This is a genomic window from Mesorhizobium sp. M0598, assembly GCF_040320865.1.
Lineage (GTDB): Bacteria > Pseudomonadota > Alphaproteobacteria > Rhizobiales > Rhizobiaceae > Mesorhizobium.
The window spans coordinates 1-11,925 of record NZ_JAMYQL010000004.1 but is presented as its reverse complement, the minus strand read 5'-3'; the positions used below and the strand labels follow the sequence as shown (position 1 = coordinate 11,925).

Sequence of the window (11,925 nt, the reverse complement as noted above, 5' to 3'; positions counted from 1 at the left end):
CGGTCTCACTCAGCCGCGTAGGAAAGGCCTGAAGCTTCGTCAGACGCCGTGCGCTCCATCCGCCGGATGGAAAAATGCATCCAGGCAAAGCAGGTGGCGACGATGACGAAGAGCAGCATGAAGCAGCTCGACCAGACGCCGGTGAGGTCGTTGAGCGCGCCGAAGACGATTGGCAGGATAAAGCCGCCGAGCCCGCCAATCATGCCGACAACGCCGCCGACCGCGCCGACACTCTGCGGATAGTAAGCCGGGATGTGCTTGTAGACGGCAGCCTTGCCAAGGCTCATGAAGAAGCCGAGCACACAGGCAACGGCTATGAAGGCGAGCGGGCCGACCTCGAAATGGAAGGCGATCGGCCCGCTGACACCGCGCACGACGTAATCTGCCGAGGGGAGAGACAGAACGAGAGTCGCGACGGCACTGACAGCGAAGGTGCAGTAGAGCACGGTGCGGGCGCCGATCCGGTCGGAAAGCACGCCGCCATAGGCGCGGAAAATACTTGCCGGAATTGAATAGGCCGCCCCGATCATGCCGGCGGTCGCAAGCCCGAAGCCGTAGACGCCGATCAGGTAGCGGGGCAGCCACAGCGAGAGCGCCACGAATGCACCGAAGGCGAAGAAATAATAGAAGGCGAAGCGCCAGACCTGCAGGTTCTTGAGCGGCGCGAATTCCTGCAAGAAGCTTCTCGCGGGCGCTGCCTTGCCGGCGCGGCGCTCGCGGATGACCGGATCGTCGCCGGTCGTGAACCAGAAGACGGCGGCCATGACGACGAGTGCTGCCGCCCAGATCAGCGCGACCGACTGCCAGCCCCAGGAGAGAAGCACGAACGGTGCCAGGAACTTGGTGACCGCGGCGCCGACATTGCCGACACCGAAAATGCCAAGCGCCGTACCCTGCTTGCCGGCCGGGAAGAAGCGCGAGACATAGGCGACACCGACGGCGAAGGAACCGCCGGCGAGCCCAACGCCTAGTGCGGCAACCAGCATCTGCCCGTAGGTGTGCGCAAAAGCGAGCAGAAAGGTCGCGATCGCCGCCGCAAGCATGGTCGCGGTGTATACCAGCCGTCCGCCAAAACGGTCGGTCCAGACACCGAGCACCATACGCACGAGCGAGCCGGTGAGGATCGGCGTGCCGACGAGCAGGCCGAACTCCGTCTCGTTCAGCCCCAGCTCCTGCTTTATGCGCACGCCGATGATTGAAAAGATCGTCCACACCGCGAAGCAGACGGTGAAGGCGATGGTGGACATGGCAAGCGCCTGCCGGGGAGCGCTGTCCTGGCTGGGCGCGGCTGGGAGATTTGCGGTCATTTTCTGGCTCCGGTTTGCGGCGTGGGAGGCACCGCCCTTGTCTGTTCGTTCGCGACTGTCAGCGGCGCAGCATCGGCGAACTGATTGAAACCGACCTTTGCGCGGTCACTTCGAGACCTTTGCCGTCAGTCTTGGCGCCGGCGGGAAAGAGGAGGAGCGCGGCGGTGAACAGCGCCGCCGGCAGCGCGCTGACGGCCAGAAAATCGCGGCGCGTGAAGTCCGCGAGGGACGCGCCAGTTCCGATCCGTTTCGTCATCGTCGTCTCCGGTTGGGCGCCGCTTGGGACCAGCGCCGTCGATTGCATCAAAACAAAAAAGCCGCCGGCCAGGTCTTCGCGTCCGGGCTTCCGGGAGCGCGTGTGGACCTGAGCGGCAGCTTTGCCTGTGGCGCCCGCCATTGGACGCCGTGTCACTTGGCCCTTGCGGACCTACATTTTGAAAAGCAGGAAGCGTGCCAATTCGACAGCGCTCTTAATTATCGAATGAAACCAATGTGAACCGCAGCCGCGCGACTCTTGACCAAGCTCGGCAGCGGATCAAAGATTAGTCAGAATGCCTTGCACAGCAGCATAATATTTGTGCAATGCGGTAGATTGCTCATTGCCGATGCAGATTGCCAATGATGATGACGAGTTTCCAATTATGGCCTTACTCCGCGGCGTCGACGAAGCGGTGGCGTTCGTAGAGGAATTTCAGCACCGCCTCGCGGCAGCGCAGGAAGGTGCGGTCGGAGGAAAGCTCGATGCGCCGGCGCGGCCGGGCCAGCGGCACGGCAAGAACCTCGCCGATGGTGGCCGCCGGGCCGTTGGTCATCATCACGATGCGGTCGGACAACAGCACCGCCTCGTCGACATCATGGGTGATCATGATCGTCGTCGAGCCGAGCCTCGAATGGATATCCATCACCGCGTCCTGCAGATGCGCGCGGGTGAGCGCGTCGAGCGCCCCGAAGGGCTCGTCGAGCAGCAGGATCTTCGGCTCCATGGCCAGCGCCCGGGCGATGCCGACGCGCTGCTTCATGCCGCCCGAAATCTCGGCCGGACGTTTGTCCTTGGCATGCGCCATCTGCACGAGATCGAGATTGCGCATGATCCATTCATGCCGCTCGGCCCGGCTCTTGCTCCGGCCAAGGACCTTCGTGACTGCCAAATTGATGTTTTCGTAGACGGTGAGCCATGGCAGCAGGCTGTGGTTCTGGAACACCACGGCGCGTTCCGGGCCGGGACTATCGACCTCCTTGTCTTCGAGCAGAACCGCGCCGGCCGAGACCTTGGTCAGGCCGGCGATCAGGTTGAGCAAGGTCGACTTGCCGCAGCCGGAATGGCCGATGATCGAGACGAATTCGCCCTTGTCGATGGTCAGCCGGATGTCCTTCAGCACGTCGCTGACCTGGCTGCCGCGGGCGAAGGATTTGTCGATGTGGTCGAGTTTCAGATAGGCCGTCATCGTCCCTCTCCTCACTTTGCCGTTGTGCCGCGGGTGACGAAGGCGCCGACCGCCGCGACCAGGCGGTCGAGGCAGAAACCGGTGACGCCGATATAGGCGAGTGCGACGATGATGTCGGGCAGCCGCGACGAATTCCAGGCATCCCAGATGAAGAAGCCGATACCGACGCCGCCGGTTAGCATTTCGGCGGCGACGATGGCCAGCCACGACAGACCGATGCCGATGCGCAGGCCGGTGAAGATGTAAGGTGCCGCGGCCGGCACCATGATCTTCACGAAGAATTCGAGCTGGTTGAGCCTGAGGATGCGGGAGACGTTGCGATAGTCCTCTGGAATGTTACGGACGCCGACGGCGGTGTTGATGATCACCGGCCAGATCGAGGTGATGAAGATGACGAAGATCGCCGACGGGCTGGAGTCGCGGAACGCCGCCAGTGACAGCGGCAGCCAGGCGAGCGGCGGTACTGTGCGCAGGATCTGGAACACCGGATCGAGACCGCGCATCGCCCAGATCGACTGGCCAACCAACGCGCCGAGCGCGACGCCGACGACAGCCGCAAGGCCAAAGCCGATGGCGACGCGCTGCAGCGAGATCAGCACCCGCCAGGCGAGTCCGATATCCTGCGGGCCATTGTTGAAGAACGGATGGGCGATCAGGTCATAGGCCTCGTTCCAAACCTGGCTTGGCGGCGGTAGGCTGGCCGTCGGCGACGAACAGGCGACCTGCCAGACGACGAGCATAATGGTGATGACGATGACCGGCGGCACCAGCGTGCTGGCCAGCTTGCGTGCGATCGCGGCCGGGTCGAAGCGGCGCCGCGCCCTGGCGGTGAAGGCGATGATTTCGGCGGGCTTGGCAGGCGCGGGGAACGGCTTCACCTTGCGGTCCTCGATGGCTTGGATAGACATTTCTCGAACGTTCCTTTGGCATTTGGCGACAAGCGGCGCCGTTGCGCTTGTGGCGACAAACGGCGCGAGCGCCGTTTGCACCGTTCAGGCCGATGCCTTGATCTTCAGGCTGTCGAGATAGGCGGACGGGTTCTCCGGGTCGAAGATCTTGCCGTCGAAGAAGGTCTCGACGCCGCGCGATGAAGACGCCGGAATATCGGCCGCGGCGACACCAAGATCCTTGGCCGCCTCGCGCCACAGATCCTCACGGTTGACTTGGCCGACCAGTGCTTTGATGTCGGTGGTCGGCGCGAACTTGCCCCAGCGGATATTTTCGGCGAGGAACCAGCTGTCGTGGCTCTTGAAGGGATAGGACACGCCGCCCTGCCAGAACTTCATGTAGAGATCGGTGCCGTTGGCGACGCGGCCATTGCCGTAATTGATGTCGCCCTTGAGGCGGCCGATGATGTCGGCGGTCGGCACGTTCATCCATTGCCGCTTGCCGATGATGGCGGCCATCTCGTCCTTGTTTTCCTTGGCTTCGCACCATTGCTGGGCTTCCATGACGGCCATCAGGATCGCCTTGGTGGCGTTCGGATACTTGTCGATGAAGGCGGCGCGCAGGCCGAGCGCCTTTTCCGGATGGCCCTTCCACAGTTCGCCGGTGGTGGCGGCGGTGAAGCCGACGCCCTGGTGGACGAGCTGCTCGTTCCACGGCTCGCCGACACAGAACACGTCCATGTTGCCGACCTTCATGTTGGCGACCATCTGCGGCGGCGGCACGACGATGGTCGAGACGTCCTTGTCGGGATCGATGCCGCCGGCAGCCAGCCAGTAGCGCAGCCAAAGATCGTGCGTGCCGCCCGGGAAGGTCATGGCGGCCTTCACCTCCTTGCCTGCGGCCTTTTTCGCAGCGAAGGCGTCCTTCAGCTTGGAGGCGTCGAGGCCGACACTGGTGCCGGCATATTCCTGGGCGACAGAAATGCCCTGGCAGTCGTAGTTGAGCCGGGCCACGATCGCCATCGGCAGCGGCTGCTTGTTTTGCGTCACCTTGCCGGTGTGCATCAGATAAGGCATCGGCGTCAGGATATGGGCGCCGTCAATGCCGTTGGCTTCGCCGCCGAGCACCAGATTATCGCGCGTCGCCCCCCAGGAGGCCTGCTTGAGCACCTCGACGTCGGGCATGCCGAATTTCTCGAACAGGCCTTTCTCCTTGGCAATCATCAGCGGCGCCGCATCGGTCAGCGCTATGAAGCCGAGCTTGGCGCCGGTGACTTCCGGCGCGGCGGGCGCCGCATAGGCGCCGGAGGGCAGCAGCGCACGCGCCGCAGCCAGCGTTGCCGCGGTGGCCGCGCTGATCCTCAGGAAATCGCGGCGGCTGATCGCCGTTTGGGCGGAATGGCTATTGGTGCTTTTCGTCATCGTCATCTCCGGTTGGGCGCGGCTTGGGATCGGCGCCGTCGATTGCGTGTTCGACCAAAACAAAAAAGCCGCCGGCCAGGCCGCGCGCGTCCGTCCATCCGGGATCGCGTGTTGACCTGAGCGGCAGCGTTGCCTGTAGCGCCCGCCATTGGACGCCTATTCCGTGACCCGAGAAGAGTCTGCCTATTGCAACGCAGGAACCGTGCCAGTTTCGGAATGGATGACAAATGTCAACGAGATCAATGACATGCCAAAATCGTCGGCGCGCCGGCCCGCTGGGCGAGCAAGCCAAAGATTGTTCATTAGCGCAGTTGCACGCACATTTTTTGTGCAGCGCACAAGAATGCCGCCGAAATGATCAGACTTCGGCGCGCGCCAATTTCTGGCCGGCAATGTAGGCGTCGATCTCGTCGGGATCGAAGATCTGGCCATCGAAGAAACCATCGGGACCGAGCACCAGGCTTGCCCCCGCCGAACCGACCGGAGTCGCGGCCTTCAGCGCGCCCTCGACCTTGGCATTGGCACCGGGAAGCGCCACGCCGAGCGGCTTCAACGCCGAGCGGTAGAGATCGGGGCGGTAGCAGTCGCGGGCAATAGCGAGGTTTTCCGGCGTGTGCGCGACATGCCCCCAGCGCACCATCTGCGTGTAAAACCACAGCGCATGGCTCTTCCACGGGAAGTTCGCCGCCTTGCTGAAGGACAGAAAGAAGTCGCCGACGGTGAGTTCGGCGCCGCCGCCGAGCCCAAGATGGCCGCTGAGGATCGGCATCTGCAGCGCCGGCTCAAGCCCGAGGAAGGCCGGCTGCGCCATCAGGGCCGCGAGTTCGCCGCGGTTTGCCGGATCCTGGCACCAGCGCGCCGCATGATGCAGCGCGCGCAGCAGGGCCGAAAGCGCCTCCGGCTCTCTTTCCGCCCATGCCTTGCGCACGCCGACGACTTTCTCGGGGCTGGTCTTCCAGATGGCCGCCTTGACCGTCGCGATATGGCCGGTGCCCGCGACGACCGAGGCGCTGTTCCAGGGTTCGCCGACGCAGTAGCCGTCGATCCTGCCAGCGGCGAGTGCGTCGGCCATGAAGGGGGGCGGCACGATGACGATCTCGATTTCACGCGACGGGTCGATGCCACAGGCGGCGAGCCAGTAGCGCAATTCGTAATTGTGACCGGAGTGCGGATGGACGACGGCGAAGCGAAGCGGATCGCCGCCGCCATTCGCCCGTTCACGAATCAGCGCTCCCAACGCCTTGCCGGCCCGCGCCGGATCGAGATCGGGTTGGGCGCCGTGCGCGGCCATGCCGGCCCAGACCGCGTTCGAAACCGTCACGCAATTGCCGCCGAGGCCGAGCGAGAACGGCACGACCGTATCGGAGGCGAGCGGCGTCAGCCCCAGATTGCAGGCGATCGGCATCGGCCCCAGCATATGCGCCAGATCGAAATGGCCGATGGCGATGCGGTCGCGGATGTTGGCCCAGGATGTTTCCCTGTTGAGCGTCAGGTCGATGCCTTCACGCAGGGCGAAGCCGATTTCCTTCGCCGCGACAAGGACAGCGCTGTCGAAGAGCGGCATGAAGCCAGCATTGATCCGGTGCTCGGCCGCCATTCTCAACTCTCCTCGGGATCCAGCAGGCCTGCCGCCGTTACCAGGCTCTGGGCGATCTCGGCGATCTTGCGGTTCTGGTTCATGGCGGTCTTGCGCAGCAGCGTGTAGGCCGCGTCCTCCGACAGGCCGCGCGACTTCATCAGGATGCCCTTGGCGCGATCGATCACCTTGCGGCTCTCCAACTCGCTGCGGGCTTCTTCCAGTTCGCGCGCCATGCGCGAGAAGGCGTTGAAGCGGCTGATCGCCATGTCGAGGATCGGCTTGACCCGCTCCTGGCGCAAGCCGTCGACGACATAGGCTGATACCCCCGCTTCCACCGCAGCTTCGATCGAAGCCTGATCCGAGCGGTCGACGAACATGGCGATCGGCCGCTTCACCACGCGCGAAAGCTGGAACATGTTTTCGAGCATGTCTCGGTTGGGATTTTCGAGATCGATGACGATCACGTCGGGTTCGATCTCGGCGATCCGTCGCGCGATGCCGGCGACGTCGTGGATGACCGTGACCTGCTGATGCCCAGCCTCCCGCAATCCCGCTTCGATTATCGAAGCGCGGATGTGGTTCTCATCGATCACCAGGACAGTGAGGGATTTGCGGATCATGCCGCATTTTGCGCAGGCGAGATGATTGTGCAATGCGGCATCGCGAGATTCACGGAAACAAAGCCGGCGTCCAGGCGCCGCCTGAGGAATTGGAAGCGACGGCCAGCGTCGCAGCGGTGGTGCTGGGGCGGTCGGCGACAACGAACGGGCAACACGCCTGTCCGGCGCCCGCTACTGGCAGGTGATCACGGCGCTCTACGTTATCTCGAGCGTGCTCGTCGGCACTGCACTACATCGGCCTGATCAAGGCCGTCGCTCGCCGACCCGCTGGTGCTGCCTTGGGTGGCCGCCGCCGTTGTCGGCGGCACCTCGATCTTCGGCGGCCGCGGCAGCTGCACCGGCACCATCATCGGGGCGCTGATCCTCACCGTGCTGACGACGCTGCTGACCATCCTGCAGATGCCCGAAGGGGCGCGGCGGATCTTGTTTGGGCTGATCGTGCTGTTTGTGACGGCGGCTTATTTGCGGATTGTGGAGGAGAGATGGAGGGAAGCTGAGGCGGGGGATCACGACGCTCACTCCGGTCAGTGGTAACGTTCGGATTTGGCGCGCGATTCCGACCTCGGCGAACGAAGTTATGACACGCCATTCCAGTGTATGCTTGCTTCGCCAAATTGGGTGTGCGCTGCAATAGCAGCCCGAGACAGTCGCGCTTGCCGAAGGGGCTGTCGGCTTTGACGGGATTGGCGTAAGCTACAGTTAAGGGGGTGCACACATGCACCGCATCATCGCCATAGCGATCTTAGTTCTCGCGGCCGTGTTCAGCTCCGCGCGGGCTGAGGTGCTGATCGGCGTCTCGGCTGCGATGACGGGACGGCTCGCCTGGATCGGCGAGCAGGGACAGCGCGGCGCGGAGATGGCAGTGGCCGACGTCAACACGGCGGGCGGCGTGCTCGGCCAGAAGGTGAGGCTCATCTCGGTCGACGACTTCTGCGATCCCGAGCAAGCTGTGGCGGCCGCCAAGAAGCTGGTGGCTGACGGGGTCGTGCTCGTCGTCGGGCATTATTGCTCCGGGGCCTCGATCCCCGCATCAAAAGTGTACGAGGAGGCGGGCGTCGTTGAGATATCCCCAGGCTCGACCAATCCGCAGCTGACCGAACAGGGCCGTGCCAATGTCTTTCGCACCATTGGCCGCGACGATGCGCAAGGTTTCATCGCCGGCAACTACCTTGCCGATCGCTGGGGCAACAAGAAGATTGCGATCCTCCACGACAATTCGACCTATGGGAAGGGTCTCGCCGACGAGACCAGGAAGCAGCTGAACAAGCGGGGCGTGACTGAGGCCGTTTACGACGCATACATTCCCGGGAAGGACGATTATTCGGCCGAGGTCGCTACGTTGCAGACCGCCGGCGTCTCCGCCCTATATGTGGGTGGGTATCATGCCGAGGTTGCGCTGATCGCTCGCGCTGCACACGACAGTGGCTACACGGTTCAGCTCATATCCGGAGATGCTTTGGCGACCGAGGAATTTGCCCTGATCGCCGGCCCCGCGGCGGAGGGGACCCTCTTCACGTTCCCGGCGGACGCGAGGCGAAGCCCCGAAGCGGCCGCGGTCGTTGAGCAGTTCCGTGCGGAGAATTTCGAACCCGCGGGCTACACGCTGTTGAGCTACTGCGCGGTCCAGGTTTGGGCCCAGGCGGTCTCGAAGGCAGGTTCGCTGGAGCCGAAGGCCGTCATTGCGGCACTGCACGAACAGGAATTCGACACCGTGATCGGCCGGGTCGATTTCGACGACAAGGGCGACCTCACGAAGCAGAGCTGGGTTTGGTACGTCTGGCGCGGCGGAGAGTACGTGCCGGTTGAATAGGGTTCGCTGATCGCCGGCGTGCCGGCTGAGATGTCTAGTCTGATGCAGACCAGTGTGGCCGGACTGTTCCGACTCGCCGAGCTTGAACGCCTCGGCATACGCGGCCGGCTGTTGCTCGCCTTTTTCGGGATCAGCGCCCTTGCGGTGCTGGCAACCGCTGCGGCGCTTTATGCCTTCCTCCAGGTTGGCGACGTCGTGGACCGAATTACCACGGATCGAGTGCCGTCGGCGCTTGCCTCCCTCCAGCTGTCGCGCCAGGCCGAACGGGTCGCTGCTGCCGCGCCATCGGTGCTGGCGGCGACAAGCAGGGCTCAGCACAGCGAGGTCTCGGCTGCCGTCGCGCTCGAGATGTCCCGCCTCGAGGCCCTGCGTACGGACCTCCGGAATGCCACGTTGGGCACACTGCCTTTGGCCGAGATCGAGGAAGCCGCGATTGTTCTGAGGCGCAACCTGAAGGAGCTCGACTCTCTTGTTGTCGCCCGGCTCGACGTGGTCGCCCGCAAGGAGGAGCTCCTGAACCGCCTCGCCGCGACGACGACCGGAAGCCAGCGCCTTGTGGCCACCGGCATCCTAGTAATGGATTCCAGGCTCCCGCAATGGCGGGCGGTCGCGGCCGACACGTCGCTGTCGCCCGATCGACGCGCAGCGGCGATGGCCGACCTGGTCCAGGCGATTGCGGCTTACATTCCCCAGCAGAAGGCGCAGCTGGAGATCTCGGCGGTCAACGACGCGCTGGTGAAGGTCGCGAACGCGCCGACGCCGGGCGACCTGGCGTTGATCCTTTTTCCGCTACGCCGTTCGCTCACTGCTCTTGAAAAGGTTTCCACGGAGATCGACGAAAAGCTGCGGACCCGCTTCCGGCAGCGTGTTGACGAGTTCAGGGGTTTGACCGACGGCGAGGACAGCATCCCCAAGGTGCGGGAGGACGAGTTTGCTGTCCTGGCACAGGGCGAAAGGCTTCTGGCCGAGAACAATCGACTGTCGCGCAATCTCACCGCTGGCGTCGATCGCCTGGTCGCCACGGCAGACCAGGAGATCGCTGCGTCCGGTCGCGAAGCCGCGCTCGTCCAGCGCTACGGCACCGCGGTTGTACTCGGCTCCGCCTTTCTCAGCCTCCTGAGTTCGGTTCTGGTTGTCTGGCTCTATGTCGACCGCAGCCTCCTCGCCCGACTGGGGGCCGTGAGCCAAGGCATGCTCGCGATTGCGGGGGGCAATCTTCGTGCGCCGCTGCCAGCCGCGGGCAGCGACGAAATCGGGCGCATGGCCGAAGCGCTGAGACTCTTCCGGGATACTGCTGTCGAGGTCGAGGAAAAGAACCTGCGCGACGTTGCGGAAGCTCGTCAGCGGCTCATCGATGCCATCGAAAGCATCTCCGAAGGATTCGCTCTGTACGACTGGGAGGACCGGCTCGTCCTCAGCAACAGCCGCTACCGCGAATTGCTCTACACCGGTCTGGAGAGCGAACTGACGCCCGGCACGACATTCGAGCAAATCATTCGCCGATCCGCTGAGCGCGGCTACATCAGGGACGCCGAGGGGCGGGTCGAGGAGTGGGTCGCCGAGCGCCTCTCGCGGCACCGCAACCCTGGCGAACCTTGGGTGCAGAGGCGAGGCGACGGGCGATGGGTCATGGTCAGCGAGCGGCGGATCAGCGCCGGCGGCACGGTCGCCGTCTATTCGGACATCACTGAGCTGAAGCAAAGGGAGGAGAACCTCGCCGAGAAATCCGTGGTTCTGGAGGCGCTTTCCAGCAAGCTGGCGAAGTATCTGGCGCCCCAGGTGTATCGCTCGATATTCACCGGCCGCCAGGAGGTCAGGATCGCCAGCCAGCGGAAGAAACTGACAATATGCTTCTCCGATATCGCCGGCTTTACCGAGACCACTGATAAAATGGAATCCGAGGATCTCACCCAACTCCTCAATCACTATCTGACGGAAATGTCGAAAATTGCTTCGGATCACGGCGCGACGATCGACAAATATGTCGGCGACGCGATCCTGATGTTTTTCGGCGATCCCGAGACTCGCGGCGTCAAGGAGGACGCGCTGGCTTGCGCGCAGATGGCACTTGCAATGCAAAAGCGGATTAGCGAGCTTGCCGAAGTCTGGCGGGACATGGGGATCGAAACACCGCTGCGCTGTCGCATCGGCATCCATACCGACTACTGCACTGTCGGTAACTTCGGCAGCGAGGACCGGATGGACTACACGATAATCGGCGGCGCCGTGAATCTCGCCTCGCGCCTGGAGCAAGAGGCGCCGCCGGGGGCCATCCTCATTTCCTACGAGACGTTTGCGCAAGTGAAGGACGCAATCGACTGTGAGGAACTGGGGCAAGTCCAGGTCAAGGGGATCGCCTATCCCGTCGCCACCTACCGCGTCATCGATCTGAAGGCCAATTTGGCGGCCGCTCGTCGTGCTGTTCGAACCGAGCTGCCGCACTTCAGGTTGGAACTTGAACCGGAGCTGATGTCCCCTGACGAGCGTGGCGATGCCGCCACTGCGCTTCGAGACGCGCTGGATCGGCTTTCCCACAAGCCCGGGCAGTAGGGCTTGGTTCACAACGACCCTCCCATGGACGCAAGGAGTAGGATGTGGGACGCCGCTCATTGGCGCTGTCGATACGAAGGCCACAGAACGGTCGCGGTCAGTCTTCGAACTCGGGCGGAACGTCCGCATCGGAGCCGAGACTTAACATTCACGGCATCACTGGCAAGGTTCGTTCCCTGTGATGGGTTTCGGATGCCGGCCCTCTACTGAGATGGCGTGGCTCGAGGCCGGCGTCCGGAAGCCTCCAGGGAAGGAACCCGCGGGGTGGAGATTTCGGTTTTGCGGCTATGGGGATTTGACGGTTC

Annotated in this window: 10 protein-coding genes and 1 pseudogene; 4 read left to right on the top strand and 7 right to left on the bottom strand. The window is 63.6% G+C overall.

Going from position 1 to position 11,925, the window contains the following annotated elements:
• Nucleotides 1-5: 5 nt before the first annotated feature.
• From NKI59_RS06915 to NKI59_RS06895, 5 genes are all read right to left on the bottom strand, one after another.
• Nucleotides 6-1,307, bottom strand: a complete 1,302-nt coding sequence (locus NKI59_RS06915; RefSeq protein ID WP_352703197.1) for an MFS transporter — start codon at nt 1,305-1,307, stop codon at nt 6-8.
• A gap of 58 nt (nt 1,308-1,365) precedes the next feature.
• A complete protein-coding gene (locus NKI59_RS06910) occupies nt 1,366-1,704 on the bottom strand; it encodes a hypothetical protein (protein ID WP_352703194.1) in 339 nt (112 codons plus the stop codon).
• 250 nt (nt 1,705-1,954) lie between these two features.
• The gene (locus NKI59_RS06905; RefSeq protein WP_352703192.1) at nt 1,955-2,752 is read right to left on the bottom strand and encodes an ABC transporter ATP-binding protein; all 798 of its coding nucleotides are present in this window, start codon (nt 2,750-2,752) and stop codon (nt 1,955-1,957) included.
• Nucleotides 2,753-2,763: 11 nt separating this feature from the next.
• The gene (gene ntrB / locus NKI59_RS06900; RefSeq protein ID WP_352703190.1) at nt 2,764-3,660 is read right to left on the bottom strand and encodes a nitrate ABC transporter permease; all 897 of its coding nucleotides are present in this window, start codon (nt 3,658-3,660) and stop codon (nt 2,764-2,766) included.
• An 84-nt stretch (nt 3,661-3,744) separates the two neighbouring features.
• Nucleotides 3,745-5,061, bottom strand: coding sequence for a CmpA/NrtA family ABC transporter substrate-binding protein (locus NKI59_RS06895; protein WP_352703187.1), 1,317 nt, complete (start codon nt 5,059-5,061; stop codon nt 3,745-3,747).
• Here NKI59_RS06895 and NKI59_RS06890 point away from each other — a divergent pair.
• Entirely contained in the window at nt 5,048-5,176 is a 129-nt protein-coding gene (locus NKI59_RS06890; protein ID WP_352448433.1) for a hypothetical protein, read from the top strand. The two genes, NKI59_RS06895 and NKI59_RS06890, sit on opposite strands and share 14 nt — an antisense overlap.
• Before the next feature lie 243 nt (nt 5,177-5,419).
• On the opposite strand, the gene NKI59_RS06885 is transcribed toward NKI59_RS06890, so the two are convergent.
• Both NKI59_RS06885 and NKI59_RS06880 read right to left on the bottom strand, forming a co-directional pair.
• Nucleotides 5,420-6,658, bottom strand: coding sequence for a CmpA/NrtA family ABC transporter substrate-binding protein (locus tag NKI59_RS06885; protein ID WP_352703185.1), 1,239 nt, complete (start codon nt 6,656-6,658; stop codon nt 5,420-5,422).
• A gap of 2 nt (nt 6,659-6,660) precedes the next feature.
• Nucleotides 6,661-7,260 (bottom strand): ANTAR domain-containing response regulator, encoded by a 600-nt coding sequence (locus NKI59_RS06880; protein WP_023676288.1) that lies wholly within the window; start codon nt 7,258-7,260, stop codon nt 6,661-6,663.
• A 127-nt stretch (nt 7,261-7,387) separates the two neighbouring features.
• On the opposite strand from NKI59_RS06880, the pseudogene NKI59_RS06875 reads away from it, so the two are divergent.
• From NKI59_RS06875 to NKI59_RS06865, 3 genes and pseudogenes are all read left to right on the top strand, one after another.
• Nucleotides 7,388-7,794 (top strand): annotated as a pseudogene (locus NKI59_RS06875) (ABC transporter permease subunit); the annotation flags it as partial.
• A gap of 181 nt (nt 7,795-7,975) precedes the next feature.
• Nucleotides 7,976-9,070, top strand: coding sequence for a branched-chain amino acid ABC transporter substrate-binding protein (locus NKI59_RS06870; RefSeq protein ID WP_352703183.1), 1,095 nt, complete (start codon nt 7,976-7,978; stop codon nt 9,068-9,070).
• Nucleotides 9,071-9,112: 42 nt separating this feature from the next.
• Nucleotides 9,113-11,620: an adenylate/guanylate cyclase domain-containing protein gene (locus NKI59_RS06865; RefSeq protein WP_352703180.1), complete on the top strand. Its 2,508-nt coding sequence runs from the start codon at nt 9,113-9,115 to the stop codon at nt 11,618-11,620.
• Nucleotides 11,621-11,925: the final 305 nt, after the last annotated feature.